General features: G+C 64.5%; 15 protein-coding genes. 9 read left to right on the forward strand and 6 right to left on the reverse strand.

Translation table 11 applies throughout. The features are described from left to right. Positions 1-28: 28 nt before the first annotated feature. The 3 genes from MFF62_RS12625 to MFF62_RS12635 all read left to right on the forward strand — a co-directional run bounded on the left by MFF62_RS12625 (position 29) and on the right by MFF62_RS12635 (position 3,269). The gene (locus MFF62_RS12625; protein ID WP_238263453.1) at positions 29-1,039 is read left to right on the forward strand and encodes a Bug family tripartite tricarboxylate transporter substrate binding protein; all 1,011 of its coding nucleotides are present in this window, start codon (positions 29-31) and stop codon (positions 1,037-1,039) included. A gap of 213 nt (positions 1,040-1,252) precedes the next feature. After that, on the forward strand, positions 1,253-2,842 hold the full coding sequence (locus tag MFF62_RS12630; protein ID WP_238263454.1) for a methyl-accepting chemotaxis protein: 1,590 nt from the start codon (positions 1,253-1,255) through the stop codon (positions 2,840-2,842). A 241-nt stretch (positions 2,843-3,083) separates the two neighbouring features. After that, on the forward strand, positions 3,084-3,269 hold the full coding sequence (locus tag MFF62_RS12635; protein WP_238263455.1) for a hypothetical protein: 186 nt from the start codon (positions 3,084-3,086) through the stop codon (positions 3,267-3,269). A gap of 129 nt (positions 3,270-3,398) precedes the next feature. On the opposite strand, the gene MFF62_RS12640 is transcribed toward MFF62_RS12635, so the two are convergent. Next, the gene (locus MFF62_RS12640; protein ID WP_238263456.1) at positions 3,399-4,616 is read right to left on the reverse strand and encodes a CaiB/BaiF CoA transferase family protein; all 1,218 of its coding nucleotides are present in this window, start codon (positions 4,614-4,616) and stop codon (positions 3,399-3,401) included. Between the two features lie 72 nt (positions 4,617-4,688). Here MFF62_RS12640 and MFF62_RS12645 point away from each other — a divergent pair, with 72 nt between their 5' ends. From MFF62_RS12645 to MFF62_RS12665, 5 genes are all read left to right on the forward strand, one after another. Continuing rightward, positions 4,689-5,828, forward strand: coding sequence for an acyl-CoA dehydrogenase family protein (locus MFF62_RS12645; protein ID WP_283205337.1), 1,140 nt, complete (start codon positions 4,689-4,691; stop codon positions 5,826-5,828). 8 nt (positions 5,829-5,836) lie between these two features. Continuing rightward, on the forward strand, positions 5,837-6,961 hold the full coding sequence (locus MFF62_RS12650) for an acyl-CoA dehydrogenase family protein (protein ID WP_238263458.1): 1,125 nt from the start codon (positions 5,837-5,839) through the stop codon (positions 6,959-6,961). Then, complete coding sequence (locus tag MFF62_RS12655) at positions 6,954-7,736, forward strand: enoyl-CoA hydratase/isomerase family protein (RefSeq protein ID WP_238263459.1); 783 nt, start codon at positions 6,954-6,956, stop codon at positions 7,734-7,736. The genes MFF62_RS12650 and MFF62_RS12655 overlap by 8 nt, the downstream gene beginning before the upstream one ends. A gap of 72 nt (positions 7,737-7,808) precedes the next feature. Beyond that, positions 7,809-8,744 carry a Bug family tripartite tricarboxylate transporter substrate binding protein gene (locus MFF62_RS12660; protein ID WP_238263460.1) on the forward strand — a complete coding sequence of 312 codons (936 nt, stop codon included), beginning with the start codon at positions 7,809-7,811 and terminating at the stop codon, positions 8,742-8,744. A gap of 205 nt (positions 8,745-8,949) precedes the next feature. Beyond that, the gene (locus MFF62_RS12665; RefSeq protein ID WP_238263461.1) at positions 8,950-9,558 is read left to right on the forward strand and encodes a TetR/AcrR family transcriptional regulator; all 609 of its coding nucleotides are present in this window, start codon (positions 8,950-8,952) and stop codon (positions 9,556-9,558) included. Positions 9,559-9,565: 7 nt separating this feature from the next. Here MFF62_RS12665 and MFF62_RS12670 read toward each other — a convergent pair whose 3' ends face one another. The 3 genes from MFF62_RS12670 to MFF62_RS12680 form a co-directional block, all read right to left on the reverse strand. Next, on the reverse strand, positions 9,566-9,940 hold the full coding sequence (locus MFF62_RS12670; protein WP_238263462.1) for a DUF427 domain-containing protein: 375 nt from the start codon (positions 9,938-9,940) through the stop codon (positions 9,566-9,568). Between the two features lie 301 nt (positions 9,941-10,241). Next, positions 10,242-10,931, reverse strand: a complete 690-nt coding sequence (locus MFF62_RS12675) for a GntR family transcriptional regulator (RefSeq protein WP_238263463.1) — start codon at positions 10,929-10,931, stop codon at positions 10,242-10,244. A gap of 63 nt (positions 10,932-10,994) precedes the next feature. Continuing rightward, complete coding sequence (locus MFF62_RS12680) at positions 10,995-11,534, reverse strand: Lrp/AsnC family transcriptional regulator (RefSeq protein WP_238263464.1); 540 nt, start codon at positions 11,532-11,534, stop codon at positions 10,995-10,997. Positions 11,535-11,714: 180 nt separating this feature from the next. Here MFF62_RS12680 and MFF62_RS12685 point away from each other — a divergent pair, with 180 nt between their 5' ends. Continuing rightward, positions 11,715-12,731 (forward strand): 1-aminocyclopropane-1-carboxylate deaminase, encoded by a 1,017-nt coding sequence (locus MFF62_RS12685; protein WP_238263465.1) that lies wholly within the window; start codon positions 11,715-11,717, stop codon positions 12,729-12,731. A gap of 30 nt (positions 12,732-12,761) precedes the next feature. Here MFF62_RS12685 and MFF62_RS12690 read toward each other — a convergent pair whose 3' ends face one another. Then, positions 12,762-14,555 (reverse strand): IlvD/Edd family dehydratase, encoded by a 1,794-nt coding sequence (locus MFF62_RS12690; protein WP_238263466.1) that lies wholly within the window; start codon positions 14,553-14,555, stop codon positions 12,762-12,764. Positions 14,556-14,644: 89 nt separating this feature from the next. After that, positions 14,645-15,961: an MFS transporter gene (locus tag MFF62_RS12695; protein ID WP_238263467.1), complete on the reverse strand. Its 1,317-nt coding sequence runs from the start codon at positions 15,959-15,961 to the stop codon at positions 14,645-14,647. Between the last annotated feature and the right edge of the window lie 11 nt (positions 15,962-15,972).

Genomic DNA, 15,972 nt, shown 5'->3' on the forward strand with positions numbered 1-15,972 from the left:
AAGATCACAGAACATGACGGAGACAACCATGCATTCCCGATCCCCCTCGCGCCGTCCGGCGACCCACCCGTATCTGCGCCATTTTTTACGCGTCGCGGCCACCATCGCCGCCTTCTCGTTCTGCGCCGCGCTGCCCGCGCAGGCCCAGGGCGGCAAGCCCGTGCGGCTGATCCTGCCGATCAGCGCGGGTTCGGGTGTCGACGCCATCGTGCGCACTGCCGGGCCGGCGCTTGGCAAGGCGATGGGTCAGCCCGTGGTGATCGAGAACCTGCCTGGCGCGGGCGGCATCACGGGTGCCGCCGCCGTGGTCAAGGCCCAGCCTGACGGGCTGACACTGGGGCTGGTGTCGAACAACCACGTGATCAATCCAAGCGTGTTCAAGTCGATGCCGTTCGATCCGGTCAAGGACGTGACGCCGATCAGCGTGCTGGGCGCGACGCAGCTCGTGCTGGTGGTCAATCCGAAAGTGCCGGCGAAGAACGTGAAGGAACTGGTGGCGCTGCTCAAGGCGAAGCCCGACGCCTACAACTACGCGTCTTCCGGCAACGGCACCATCATCCACCTGGCTGGCGAGATGTTCCTGAGCGAAGCCGGCGTCAAGGCCAATCACATCCCGTACAAGGGCACCGGCCCGATGGTGACGGATCTACTGGGCGGACAGGTGGACATGGGCGTGGTGGCGCTTAATGCCGCGTTGCCGTACCTGAAGGCCGGCACCTTGCGCGCTATCGGCCTGTGTGGCGATGCGCGGTCTCCGGTGGCGCCCGATGTGCCGACCATCGCCGAACAGGGTTTGCCCGGCTACCACGTCGAGGGCTGGTTCGCCGTCATCGGTCCCGCCCACATGAAGCCCGCCGACGTGAAGCGCGTGCACGATGCGTTTGCCGCGGCGTTCACGAGCCCCGAGGTGGTAGAGGCCCTGAAGAAGCAGGCAACCGTCATCAAGCCCGGCACGCCGGAAGCCGCCGTGCAGTTCTTCCGGTCCGAAGCAGATCGCTACGCCAGCCTGGTGAAGAAAGCCAACGTGAAAGTGGAGTGAGGATGGAGTGAGGGTGGAGTGACCGCGCCCGCCAGGCCAGCCCCGGCCGATGTCTCCCAGCCTATACCCCACTAAAGTTGGGTTCAGGATATTGCCCGCAAGGCCGTTTCCCGAAGCGACAGTTGGCGCCAATGTTCGTCGACTACGCGGCAGTACATCCAGGGAAATGACGTCCAGCCTACTGCCCCATGGCGTAGGCGTATCGGAGCAAGTATGGCTTTCATCGGCAGTATGAAGATTGGCAGGCGGTTGGCTATTGGTTTCGCACTGATTCTTGCGTTCTCGATCGTGATCACCGCCATTGGCATCTGGCGGCTCGACAACGTGTCCACCGCGACGCGGGAAATGATGAACGTGCCGCTGCTCAAGGAGCGGTTGATGGGCGACTGGTACGCCAATCTTGCCTCGGGCATCCGTCGCACGATGGCCATCGCCAAGAGTACCGATCCGTCGCTCGGCCCGTACTTTGCGGAAGACGCGGCGCAGTCGTCGAAGAGCTCGAGCGAACTGCAGAAGAAGGTGGAAGGGCTGCTTTCGACCGACGAGGAAAAGGCCCTGTTCGCCAAGATCGGCGAGCAGCGCAAGGTCTACCTGAGCTCGCGCGACGAGATCAACAAGGTCAAGGCCTCCGGCAACGTCGAGGAAGCCGCTCGTCTGCTGGAGAAGGTGTTCACGCCGGCCGCCAATGCGTACCAGGACACGATGCGCCAGTTGGTGGAAATGCAGCGCCGCACGATTGACAGCACCGCGCGCGACATCGACGCGATTGCCGCCAAGAGCCGCACGCTGCTGCTGATCCTGGAAGGGCTGATCCTGGTGCTGGGCATCATCTGCGCCTACTTCCTGACGGTGAGCATTACCGCGCCGCTGAAGCAGGCCGTTGGCATCTCCCGTCGCGTGGCTGACGGCGACCTGTCCAGCGAGATCGAGGTCAAGTCCACCGACGAGACCGGCGAGCTGCTGCAGGCGCTGAAGGACATGAACGACAAGCTTGGCGGTACGGTGGGCAATATCCGCACCGCCAGCGAGGCGGTAGCCAGCGCGGCAGGGCAGATCGCCGCCGGCAACATGGACCTGTCTTCGCGCACCGAGGAACAGGCTGCCTCCATCGAGCAAACGGCCGCCAGCATGGCCGGGCTGACCGAGACCGTGGGCCAGAATGCCGACAACGCGCGTCAGGCGACGTCGCTGGCCGGCAGTGCCAAGGCCATGACGGAATCGGGCCGCGTCGATGTTGCCGCGATGGTGCAGACCGTCAACGAGGTCAGCGCCGAGTCCAGGAAGATCGCGGAAATCACCGGCATGATCGAGGGCATCGCGTTCCAGACCAATATCCTGGCGCTCAACGCTGCCGTCGAGGCAGCGCGTGCGGGCGAGCAGGGCCGTGGCTTCGCGGTGGTGGCTGGCGAGGTGCGGTCGCTGGCGCAGCGTGCGTCGGGGGCAGCCAAGGAAATCAAGGAACTGATCGAGACGTCGACGGTGAAGGTCCAGATGGGCGCCCAGCAGGCCGAGGGCGTCAGCGCCGCGATGGAACGGGTCAGCGTGGCCATCGAGCGCGTGTCGGACATCATCGGGGAAATCTCCGCCGCGTCCGACGAGCAGAGCAAGAACCTGGAGCAGGTAAGCCACGCCATCGCCCAGATCGACCAGGTGACCCAGCAGAACGCCTCGCTGGTGGAGGAGTCCGCCGCGGCCGCCCAGGCCCTGCGCGAGCAGGCCGAAGGCATGAAGGACGACGTGATGTACTTCAGGGTCACCGGGCCGTCCCGGACCGTGGCGCCGCGTGCGCTGATCGCCGCCTGAACCCGCTGTTGCGCGGATCCCACGGCGACTTACGAGGAAATACGGCGAAAATCTGGAGAAAAGTGATTCAAGCGCGGTATTGGGTTGGCGGAAGTGCGTCATCGGGCTCTAGGTATTTACCCTATGCGATGGCAAAGCCAACCCGAGAGATACGCACTATTACCTAATGCTGCGATGCGGCAATCGTTCTGCTACAATTCGGGAAAACCCCATAAGGGTAATCCCTGTAAGGAGCGACGCCATGAACACCCAATCCGATATCAAGCTGACCGACCAACTCGAACGTGACCTGATCGACCGCGAACTGGGCACCCAGAGCCTGGGCTTTGCCAACGACGTGAAGCGCGTGATCGCCACCGTGCAGAACGTTTTCACCCGCCTGCAAGCGGAAGCGCGCAAGGCCAAGGTGGTCTACGCGAACGGCTGATCGGCACTCGCTGGTAGCAAGAAGTTAGAAGGGCGGCGCATCTGGCGCCGCAAGCATTGAAAACCGGCCCGCCGCATACCCAGAAGGTATGCGGCGGGCCGGTTTTTTTGTTTGCGCGGGGCGCGGCCGTCAACGTTGCGGCCGATCCTCGGATTGCAGGATCCGTTCCGTATCCTCGCCCAAGCGGGGTGCGGGTTTGTAGATCGAGGTGGGCGTCTTCGAGAACAGGGCGGTCGGGCGGGTGGTGACGATGTCGCCCTCGGTGGGGTGCGTCATGGTCTGGAACAGCCCGGTACTCTGCACGTGGGGATGCGATTGAATGGTGTGGATCGAGTACATCTCGGCGACCGGGATATCCATCTCCCGGCACACGTCCATCATCTCCTGGGTCGTGTACTGCGCGGTGATCTTGCGCAGCTCCGCATAGATCGCCTGGATGTTCTTGTTGCGCTCGACGCGACTGCTGATATTGAACTGGTCGATAAACTCGCCGCGCCCGAATCGGTGGAAGAACGATTTCCAGTGCTGTTCCGTATAGGGCAGCACGGCGATGTAGCCGTCCCGGGTGGGTGATGGCTTGCGCCCGCCCTTGAGCAGGCGTGCATAGCCGGCATCGCCGATGGCCGGATGAAAGCCGTGGCCGCCCAGATGCTCCGTCATCGTGAAAGCGACCATCGTCTCGAACATCGGTACCTCGACGTACTGGCCTTCGCCGGTGCGTGCCTTGTGTACCAGGGCGCCCAGGATGGCATTGGCGGTGGCGAGGCCCGCAATCTTGTCCGCGAGCAACGTGGGCGGGTAGTCCGGCACGCCGGTTTCATGACCCACCAGATGGGCCAGGCCGCAGGCCCCCTGGATGATGTCGTCGAACGCTGGCTGGCCGGCAAAGGTGCCGCCCTCGCCAAAGCCCGTGGCGGCACAGTAAATGATGCCCGGATTCATCTGCGCCACGGCCTCGTAGCCAAAGCCCAGCCGCTCGATCGCCTTGACACGAATGTTGTGCACCAGCACGTCGCTGTCGGCGATAAGCTGCCGCAGCGCCGCCTTGCCCGATTCGGTCTTGAGGTCGATACACACCGAACTCTTGTTGCGGTTGATGTTCATGAACGTCGAGCTCATGCCGGGTGTGCGACTCACGCCATTCGCCCGCATCAGGTCGCCATCGGGCGGCTCCACCTTGATGACCTCGGCCCCATAGTCCGCCAGCACCTGCGTCGCGACGGGGCCAAGTACCACCGCCGTCAGATCCAGTACGCGGATGCCCGCAAGCGGCCCCGTGCGGGCCGGTACGTCCTGCGTCCTGCCGGTGGTCGCATCGTTAGGGGGCGGGGTGGTCTGGCTTCTCATCGTAATTACCTAGAGCGGATTCGATGGTTGGACTATAAAGTTTTGCTTGTTCGCAAGCAAGTAAGGATAAACATGGATACGTTACACATCGAGGTGGGTGACTTGCCGCCTGAATGCGAGGCGCTCCGGGGAGAGGTCAGGGAGTTTGCCAAGACACACATGACGAAATATTCGCGTGTGGACCGGGCGCACAACTGGTCGGGCCGTGATCCCGCCTTCTCGAAAAAGATGGGCGAAAAGGGGTGGCTGGGCATGACCTGGCCGACCGAGGCCGGTGGCGGTGGCAAAAGCATGCTGGAGCGGTACGTGATGCTTGAAGAACTGCTGGCCGTGGGGGCGCCGATGGGCGCTCACTGGGCTGCCGACCGGCAAATGGGACCACTGCTCATCCGCTACAGCCGGGACAAGCTCGCTCCCGCCATCATCCCCCAGATCCGCCGGGGCGAGGCATTCATCTGCATCGGCATGAGCGAACCGGACTCGGGGTCGGACCTTGCCTCGATCCGTACCCGGGGCACCAAGGTGGATGGCGGCTGGAAGATCAACGGACGGAAGGTGTGGACATCCGGTGCGCATCACGCGCACTACATGGTGGCCCTGGTGCGTACCAGCGAGCGTGGAGAGAACCGCCACGCCGGCATGAGCCAGATCTTCATCGAAATGGACCGGCCGGGCGTGGAGGTGCGGCCCATCGTCTCGCAACTGGGCACCCGTATCTTCAACGAGGTCATCCTCGACGACGTGTTCGTGCCCGACGACCACCTGGTGGGCGAAGAAGGCAAGGGCTGGGATCAGGTCATCAACGAACTGAAGTATGAGCGGTCGGGCGCGGAGCGCTTTCTGAGCAGCACCCAATTGCTGCTGGAAATGCTGGACGCGGCGGACGGCAACAACCGCCAGCAGGCGGTGGCGATTGGCAAGGTGATCGCCCGTTATGCCACCTTGCGGCAAATGTCGCAGGGTATCGCGCTGATGATGGCCCAGGGGCAAGACCCGTCGCTGGCTGCATCCATCGTCAAGGACCAGGGCGCACTGCTGGAGCAGTCGTTGCCCGATATCGCCTACGAGGTGTTTCCCGACAGGCTGAGCGATGGCAGCGAATTCGACCAGGTGCTGAACCTGGTGACACTGGCGGCGCCATCGTTCTCGCTGCGCGGCGGCACGCGGGAAATTCTGCGCGGGATCATTGCGAAAGGACTGGGGCTGCGATGAGCGACAACATGATCGAAGAAACCGTCAAGCGGCTGCTTGGCAACGAGGTGAGCCGCGAACTGCTGACCGCCGTCGAGGCTGGAGACTTTGCGCACGCGCTGTGGCAAACCATGGCCGAGGCCGGCATGACGAAGATCCTCTGCCGTGAGGCGCATGGCGGCATCGAGGCCGCGTGGCTGGACGCTCAGCCGCTCTTCTACCAGACGGGCTATACGCAGGCGCCGGTGCCGCTCGCCCAGGCGGTGGTGGGACAGTACCTGGCATCGCGATGCGGATTGGACCTGGCGGCCGACGGCGTGTTTGCGCTGGCCGCCGGCGCCCAGTCACGGCCGTTGACGTTGCACTGCGACGATGCGGGGGCACCAACCAGCGTGGCTGGCACGATGAAGGCGGTGAAATGGGCGCGTCACGCGCATTGGCTCGTCATCGAGGTGGGCAATCAGATCTGTCTGGTGGATGCCCGCGGCGCTGGCGTGCGGGTAGAACCCAAGGCCGATGCCGCATCGTTGCCGTCCGATACGGTGGTGCTGGACCATGCCCACGTTGTGCACGTGCTGACCGCCGGCATCGCGGACCTGCCGCGTCCGCTGGAAGTGTTCTACGCGGTTGCCACGGCCGCCCAGCTGGCCGGCGCGCTGGAATACACGCTCGACCTGGCGGTGCAGTACGTCAAGGATCGCGTGCAGTTTGGCAAGCCCATCGGCAAGAATCAGGCAATCCAGCAGCAGCTCGCCGTACTGGCGGGCGAGGTGGCCTGTTCCTATGCCGCCGCAACCACCGCGTTGCGCGATCTGCCGGCCATGCCGCAGGACAGTGCGGCCCAGGCGGAATTCAGCGCGGCGGTTGCCAAGGTGACGGCGAGCGACGCCGTACGTACCGGGGCCTCCATCGCGCACCAGGTACATGGCGCCATCGGCTTTACCTACGAATACCCGCTGAACTTTGCCACGCGCCGGCTTTGGGCGTGGCGTGCCGAGGCGGGCAGCAGTACGGAATGGGCGGAGCGCCTTGGTCAGGCCTTTATCCAGGCCGGCTCGCAGCAGTTCTGGCCGCACCTGACCGCACGTACGCTGCCCAATGCCAATGTCCCGCGCCGTCAAAACAATGCCGAAGGAACCCCGAATCATGTCTGAGACACCGGATCAAGCGATCGTGACGCGTCGCGATGGCCACGTCGCCATCATCGAACTGAGCCGCCCGCCGCATAACTACTTCGATGTGGACATGATTGCCCAGATCGCGGACGAGCTGGACCGGCTGCAGGCCGACAAGACCTGCCGCGCGGTGGTGCTGCAGGCGGACGGCAGCGCGTTCTGCGCGGGGGCGGATTTTTCCCGGCGCAACGGTGCCGCCGCGCCACGCAGCGCGTCGCGCATCAACCCGATCTACCTGGAGGCATTGCGCATCTTCAGCTTTGGCAAACCGATCGTGGCCGCCATCGAAGGGCCTGCCGTGGGTGGCGGCCTGGGGCTGGCGTTGGCGGCGGACTTCCGCGTGTCTTGCGGCGAGGCGCGCTTTTCCGCGAACTTCAACCGGCTGGGATTTCATCCGGGATTTGCCCTCTCGTACACCTTGCCGGCGCTGATCGGCAAGCAGATGGGCGCGTGGATGCTGTACACGGGCACCCGGATCGATGGGCTGCGTGCCAGGGAGCTGGGGCTGGTGGACTTCATCGTGCCCAAGGCGGAAGTCCGCGACGCGGCGATGGCGCTGGCCAGGGATATGGCCGTCTCGTCGCCACGCGCGCTGCAGTCCACGCGCCAGACGTTGAAGGGCGATTCGCTCAGTCGCATCCGCGACGCCATCTCGCGCGAGAGCGCGGAGCAGGCGATTCAGTTCGCGGGCCCCGATCTGGCGGAAGGGGTGAAAGCCATGGCCGAACGGCGCTTGCCGGCCTTTGAAGACTGAGGCTGCACGCCAGGCACAGACCATACATAAAACGGAGACAAGTTCATGCAACGGAGACAATTTGGTGCCACGGTGTTGGCCGGCGCGGCGGCGCTGGGCTTCCCCTATCTCGCCCGGGCGCAGGGCAAGGTGATTCGCGTCATCGTGCCGTTCACGGCCGGCAGTGGATCGGATGAGGGCGCGCGCTTTTACGCCGAACTGATTTCCAAGTCGCTGGGGCGCTCGATCGTGGTGGAGAACAAACCGGGGGCAAGCGGCCTCATTGCCGTGCGGACCGTGCTGGCGGAACCGGCGGACGGCAATACCATCCTGCTGGGCAGCAACTCGCTGATCGCGGTGAACCCCGTGATGGTGAAGAACCTGGGCTACGACCCGTTCAAGGAGCTTGTGCCGTTGCATGGCCTGGCGATCTCGGCCGCGGCCTTCGTGACCAGCAACGAGTCGCCTTTCCACAGCATTGCCGACGTCGTGGCGCGCTACAAGGCATCCGGAAAGCCGATTTCGATCGGCAATTATTCGGAAGGCTACCGCCTGGTTGGCGAATGGCTGGCGCAGGAAACGGACATCAAGACCACGCCCGTGCCCTACAAGGGCGGCGCGCCGATGGTGACGGATCTGGTCGGGAACCGCCTGGACATTGCGCTCAACGATATTACCGGCATCGCGCAAATGGCGAAGGCAAACAAGTTGCGCGTGCTCGCCATCACTGGCGGCACGCGGGACAGGCTGCTGCCCGATACCCCCACGATGAAGGAGCTGGGATACGCGGGCTTCGAGTCCTATGTGTGGTCATCCTTCTCGATGAAAGCGGGTACCCCGGCGGACAAGATGAAGGAGCTCGCCGCGGCCATTTCCGCCGCGCAGGCTACGGACGCGGCAAAGGCCTACCAGACCCGGCGAGCAGGCACCTTCCTGACCAAGTCGCTCGGGGAGCTGGGAGAATTCCAGCGTTCGGAGTACCAGCGCTTCAAGCGAGTGGCAGAAAAGGCCAACATCCAGCCGAGTTGAACCGCGAACATGCCGTGCCGCGCCGATTCCTGCCAATACAGGGGTCGGCATTTCTGGTCCGGTTCGTCGCCAACTGGAAGCCAGCCGGTCCCATTCGGTACAATCCGCGCCATCGGTCATGACGACTGTTAGACAACCCATCCGGCGACGCCGTACGAACGGCTGCCTTGACGGCACATTGCCAGCTTTGGCGATACAACTCTCAATGAAACAGCCATCCAGTCGCACTCAGGAGCAACGGCGCGAGGAGTCCGTCAGCCGTATGGTGCAGGCCGCTATCGAACTGATTTCCGACAAAGGCCTCGCGGGGCTGACGATGAATGAAGTCGGCATCAAGGCGGGCTATAGCCGCGGTCTGGCGCACAATCACTTCGGCACCAAGGAGAAACTCCTGGAGGAGTGTCTGGAGCAGCTTTCACGTGAATTCAATGCCGAGCGCAAGAAGGATGGCAGCGACACGCGCGGCATTCATGGCATTCATTCGCTGGTCGATGCCTATACACAGCGGCCGGAAGACGCGGTCAACCGTATCCGCGCAATGTTCTTCATCGTTCTCGACTCGTCGGTCGCCGACTCGCCGTTGTATGGCTTTGTCCATGACTACAACGAGAAGAACATGGCCTACGTGGAATTCAAACTCAACGAGGCGAAAGCCCTGGGGCAGATCAGGCAGGACGTGGACGCAAAATCCGCGGCCTTCATCATCATGAGTTTGCTGCGCGGGATCTCGGTCCATCGCCTGAACAAGGCTTCCATGGACCCTGCAGCGGTGAAAGCCGAAATCCTGCGAATGATTGCCCAGTGGCTGCTGTAGCGCGGGTTTAGCGCTGGATGTCGATGCTATCGACCCGGTCCGGGTAGAACGCCACGTATCCCGCGATCTCTGCCACGGCGTCGTGGGGGTGCTCGTAGGTCCACACCGCGTTCGTGCCGCGCGGGCTGGCGGCGATGCTGAAGTAGGTGGCGTCGCCCTTGTAAGGGCAGTGGCTGGTGTGCGATGTGGGTGTCAGTTGCGCCATGTCGACGTCATCGCGCGGGATGTACTGCACGGCGGGATACGACGCCTCCTGCAGGTTCAGGGCGCGCGTGGTGTCGGCAATGACGTGGCCGCCGGCCTTGACGACGACGCGTGCGGGCTGGGCGGTAACGGTGATGGGGTGATCGGGGCCGGGGATTTTGACGGACTTGCCTGCCATGACGACTCCTGGGGCTGGAACGGCGGAAAAAAGATGAGGCGCGGCAAGAGTTGCCGCGCCCGCGCCGGCCATGCCATACGCCTGAGAGACGTACGTGCCCGCGCCAATCATGAAAAAACCGCCACGGAGGTGACGTGAGGCCGGAAGGGAGAGAAAGCCTGCGGCCTCAGGCAATACGATAGCGCCCCCTATCGTTGTGAAAAAGCGCAACGGCGGAACACACCTTTCAGCCCGGTAAAACAATGGCCCCGCCAGGGCGGGGCCAGAGGGCATTCAAGGAGGCCAGGGGAGGCTACAGCGGTCAGCTACCCGACTGTTCCTCGATCCACAGCGACAGCCGCACCTTGTAGGCCTGCTGGATATGCCGGCGGGTGATTTTCTCGGCCTGCTCGGGGTTGCGCGCTTCCAGCGCCTCGACCAGTGCCATGTGCTCTTCATAGGATCCGCGCGCACGGCCCGGCACCGCCAGCGTGGAGCGACCCAGCAGCGCCATCGACTCGTGCAGCGACCGCAGCGTCTTGAGCAGGTAGCGGTTGTGCGCGCAGCGGTGCAGCGTCTCGTGGAACAGGCGATTGTTCATCGCCAGCTTGTCCGGGTCTTCGGCAAACGACAGGTCGCGCTCGACGATATCGCGCAGCAGCGAGATTTCCACGTCTGTGGCGTGGCGCGCCGCGAGCGCGGCTGCCGTCGACTCCAGCACTTCGCGCATCACGTAGAGCTCGCTGACCATGCTGGCGTCCAGCCGCGTGACCATCATGCCGCGGTTCGGCTCGTTGACCACCAGCCCTTCGGATTCCAGTCGTGACAATGCTTCGCGAACCGGCGTGCGGGACAGGCCGAGCGTTTCCGCCAGTTCCACTTCACGCAGACGGGTGCCCGGTAGCAGTTGGCCTGCCTGAATGGCGGCGCGCAATTGTTGATAGGCCCGCTCGGAACGCGGCAACGAAGCACTCTGGTCGCCGTCGGCGCCAGCCAGGTCCGTAGGAAGCATGAAAACGTATGTGGGTAACCAAGAGATTGAGAGTCTACCCGAGATCGCCCCCTCGACTTTTGTTCAGATGGGGAATTGCGTCGTCGACATCACCTGTTTGAGCACCATGAACGAGCGGATCTGGCGCACGCCCGGCAGGTAGAGCAACTGCTCCGCGTGAAGACGGTTGAAGCTCTCGCTGTCCCGCGTACGGACCAGCATGAAGTAGTCGAATTCGCCGGTGACCACGTGGCATTCCATGCAGCCGGACACCTTCTGGGCCGCGGTCTCGAATTGCGCGAAGGATTCGGGCGTGGAACGGTCCAGCACCACGCCGATCATCACGAGCATGCCCGCGTCGAGCGCCTTGGGGTCCAGCAGTGCCACGATGCCCCGGATCAGGCCCATCTCCTTCAGGCGCTCTACACGCCGCAGGCACGCGGGCGGGCTCAGGTTGACCTTGGCGGCCAGCGCTACGTTGGAGATCGACGCATCCTGCTGCAGCGCGCGCAGGATGGCCTTGTCGGCGCGGTCCAGTGCATCGACGTGGGGCGAGGCTGCCGGGGGTGCCTCGGTCGGTGCATTCGGGGTGGGCTTTTTGGTGCGAAATTTTGTTTCTTTCATTGGTGCTCTGGCGGAATTTATGAAAGAAGAATATGGATTTGATCGTGAAATAGTCTGCGGGAAGCTAATTATTTGCAAGCACGTTTCGCGGGTTTTTTTCTAGGATTGAGCCTGCCGCCACGCCTGTGAGGCAAGCCGCGGGCAGTGCGGCGCCGCCCCCCATCCATCCTGGAGTTCTCCATGAACCTGAAGCAATTCGCCCGCTACCACCTGACGTTCGGCCCCACCCCGATCCAGCCGCTGAAGCGCCTGTCTGCCCATCTGGGTGGCAAGGTGGAGCTGTATGCCAAGCGCGAGGATTGCAATAGCGGTCTGGCCTTTGGCGGAAACAAGACCCGCAAGCTCGAATACCTGATTCCCGAGGCGCTGGCGCAGGGCTGCGACACGCTGGTATCGATCGGCGGCATCCAGTCGAACCAGACCCGGCAGGTGGCGGCCGTGGCTGCGCACCTGGGTCTCAAATGCGTGCTGGTGCAGGAAAACTGGGTCAACTACGCCGATGCCGTCTATGACCGCGTTGGCAATATCCAGATGTCGCGCATGATGGGCGCCGACGTGCGGCTGGTGGCCGATGGTTTTGACATCGGCATCCGCCGTAGCTGGGAAGAGGCGATGGAGAGCGTGCGCAGTGCCGGTGGCAAGCCGTATCCGATCCCGGCCGGTTGCTCGGAGCATCCGTACGGCGGCCTCGGGTTTGTCGGCTTTGCCGAGGAGGTGAGGGCGCAGGAAGCCGAACTGGGGTTCAAGTTCGACTACATCGTCGTGTGCTCGGTCACGGGCAGCACGCAGGCGGGCATGGTGGTGGGCTTTGCCGCCGATGGCCGTGCAGATCGCGTCATCGGCATCGACGCGTCGGCCAAGCCGGAGCAGACGCGCGCGCAGATCCTGCGCATCGCCAAAAATACGGCTGGACTGGTGGAGCTGGAGCGCGACATCGTCGATGCCGATGTGGTGCTCGACACCCGCTATGGTGGCCCTGAATACGGCCTGCCGTCGGAGGGCACGATGGAGGCCATCCGCACCTGCGCGCGCTATGAAGGCGTGATGACCGATCCCGTGTACGAGGGCAAGTCGATGCACGGGATGATCGACATGGTGCGGCAGGGCGAATTTCCGGCCGGCTCGCGCGTGCTGTACGCACACCTGGGCGGTGCGCCCGCATTGAGCGCGTACAGCTTCCTGTTCCGCAACGGCTGAGCGAGGCAGGCCCCGGTACTGCCCGACGCCTTACTCGGGTGTGCCGCGCTTGCCGGGAATCCTGCCCACCGTTTCGGCCGCGCGCAGGAAGTCGAAGTCCACGCCCTGGTCCGCCTGGTTGACGGTGGTGAGAAAGAGCTTGCGGTAGCCACGGTCGGCCGTCGGCACCACCACGGGCTTTTCCTGCGCGCGGCGGGCCAGTTCCTCGTCGGTGACCTGCAGCGTCAGTTCGCGGCGCGATACCGAAAGGCTGATGCGGTCGCCGTTGCGCACGTGTGCCAGCGGGCCGCCGATGGCCGATTCGGGCGTCACGTGCAGCACGATGGTGCCGAACGCGGTGCCGCTCATGCGGCCGTCCGAGATACGCACGATGTCCTTCACCCCGGCACGGGCGAGCTTGCGCGGAATCGGGATGTAGCCGGCTTCGGGCATGCCGGGTGCGCCCTTGGGGCCGATGTTCTTCAGCACCAGGATGTCGTCGGCGGTCACGTCCAGGTCGTCGCTGTCGATGCGGTTGGCCAGGTCCTCGGCGTTCTCGAACACCACCGCGCGTCCTTCGTGCTCCATCAGTTTCGGGTGTGCCGCCGACTGCTTGATGATGGCGCCGCCCGGCGCCAGGTTGCCGCGCAGCACGGCAATGCCACCCTGCGGATAGATCGGGTTGTCGCGCGAGCGCACCACGTCTTGCTGGAAGCCGGGGCCGGCGCGCTCGATTTCCTCGCCCAGCGTGCGCCCGGTGACGGTCATCGCATCGAGGTTCAGCAACGGCTTCAGTTCGCGCAGCAGCGTGGCCATGCCGCCGGCATGGTGGAAGTCTTCCATGTAGTGATCGCCCGACGGCTTCAGGTCCAGCAGCACAGGCGTATCGCGGCCCATGCGGTCCAGTTCGGCCAGGTCGATGTCGTAGCCAAGCCGGCCCGCGATGGCAGCCAGGTGGACGATGCCGTTGGTGGATCCGCCAATCGCCAGCAGCACGCGCATGGCGTTCTCGAACGCGGTGGGCGTCAGGATCCGATCGATTGTCAGGCGTTCGTGCGCAATGCGCACGGCTTCGGTGCCGGTCTGCTCGGCCACGCGGATGCGGTCCGCCGTGACGGCGGGCGGCGACGCGCCACCGGGCACCGTCATGCCAAGTGCCTCCGCAATGCAGGCCATGGTGCTGGCCGTACCCATGACCGAGCAGGTGCCCACGCTGGCCACGAGCTGGTTGTTGACGTCGTCGATCTCCTCGGCGTCGACTTCCTCGGCCCGGAATTTGGCCCAGTACCGGCGGCAGTCAGTGCAGGCGCCCACGCGTTCGCCGCGATGCGAGCCGGTCAGCATCGAACCGGTGATGAGCTGGATGGCCGGAATGCCGGCCGATGCCGCACCCATCAGTTGCGCCGGCACGGTCTTGTCGCAGCCGCCAATCAGCACGACGGCGTCCATGGGCTGCGCGCGAATCATTTCCTCGGTGTCCATCGACATGAGGTTGCGCAGGTACATGCTGGTGGGCGCCGAGAAACTCTCGTGGATCGAGATCGTCGGGAAGTCCATCGGCAGGCCGCCGGCCAGCATGATGCCGCGCTTCACGGCTTCGACGAGCTGCGGCGCATTGCCGTGGCACGGGTTGTAGGCGCTGCCCGTATTGACGATGCCGATGACCGGACGTTCCAGCGCGGCATCGGTGTAGCCCGCGCCCTTGATGAACGCCTTGCGCAGGAACAGCGAAAAGCCGCGATCCCCGTAATTGGTCAGGCCCTTGGAAATGCCCGTGGCCGAATCGGCGGGTGCGATGTCATGGCGCGCCGGGGCGCCTTTGGGATGCTGGTCTTGGTTGGACATGGGAGCGGTGTGGGGTGCCGGGACGCCGGTCTGGTATGGGTAGGGATGCAGGACCTAAGGATAGTCCAACGCGCTGGGCGCGGCGGGGCTCAATCCAGCGCGCGATTCCGCGATTCGACGTTGACCGCGCTCACTGCCACCGCGGCCACGGCCAGCATGGTCGAGATCATGGCCAGCGCGAGCGTGAAGTGCGTCGCCATGACCGGGGCAATGATCGCCGGGGCGAACAACCCGCCAAAGCGCGCTACCGCGCCGGCGGTGCCCATGCCCGTGGCCCGCAGATTGGTGGGGTAGACCTCAGGCGTGAACGCGTACAGCGCGCCCCAGGTGCCCAGCAGCGCAAAGCTCATCAGCAGGGTGGAACCGACCACCACGACCGGTGCGGTGCCCAGGCTGTACAGCATGCAGCCCACCGCGCTGAGCAGCAGGAAGCCGATCAGGGTCGGCTTGCGTCCCCATCGCTCCACGCCATACGCGGCCAGCACATAGCCGGGCAGTTGCACGAGGGCCAGGATGACCAGGAACGCCTGCCCGCGCATGAACCCGAATCCGGCGCTGCTCAGGCGGATCGGCAGATAGACGAACACGGCGTAATAGGCCACCGAGATCAGTAGCCAGGCGGCAAAGAGGGCAAGCGTGCGGCGGCGGAACTTGCCGGCAAACAGCGCGAAGACCGATTGCCGCTCGGGCTGTTCGGACTGCAGCTTGGGGATGGTCACGTTCCTGCCGTTGGTCATGGCCACGCGCTCCAGCACCTGGCGGGCCTGCTCGGACTTGCCGTTCCGGTTCAGGAACAGCGGCGACTCCGGCACGTACATGCGCGGGATCACGCCAACCAGCGCGGGCAGGCCAGTGACGAAGAAGATGATGCGCCAGGCATCGTCGCCGTGGCTGGCGGCCGCCAGGGCCAGCAGGGCCAGGCAGATCGTGCCGAGCGCCCAGAACGATTCCAGCAGCACGAGCCAGCGGCCGCGGCGGTCGCGCGGCAGGAATTCGGCCAGCATCGTGTAGTCGACCGGCAGCGTCCCGCCCACGCCGATGCCGGTGAGAAACCGCAGCACCATCAACCAGGACAGGCTCGGCGCAAACGCCGACGCCACGCCGCAGGCCGCATCGATGACGACGGCCAGCATCAGGGCCGGGCGCCGGCCGATGCGGTCGGCGATGCGGCCGAAGCAGAAGGCACCCAGCAGCATGCCGACGAAGAACGTGGTGCCGGTCTGCAGTGCCTGGGGTACGGTGACGCCGAACGTGCTGGCGATCGAGGGCGCGCTGAAGCCGATGGACAGCACCTGCATCGCATCGGCCATCCACACCAGTCCGAAGATGACGAACAGCCGGTACTGGAACTTGCCAACACCGGCGGTCCGGATGGCCTCTTCAAAGTTCATCAGCGAGGTCGTCATGCTGGCAGTCG

Source organism: Cupriavidus pauculus (assembly GCF_022179805.1).
GTDB classification, from domain to species: Bacteria; Pseudomonadota; Gammaproteobacteria; order Burkholderiales; family Burkholderiaceae; genus Cupriavidus; species Cupriavidus pauculus_E.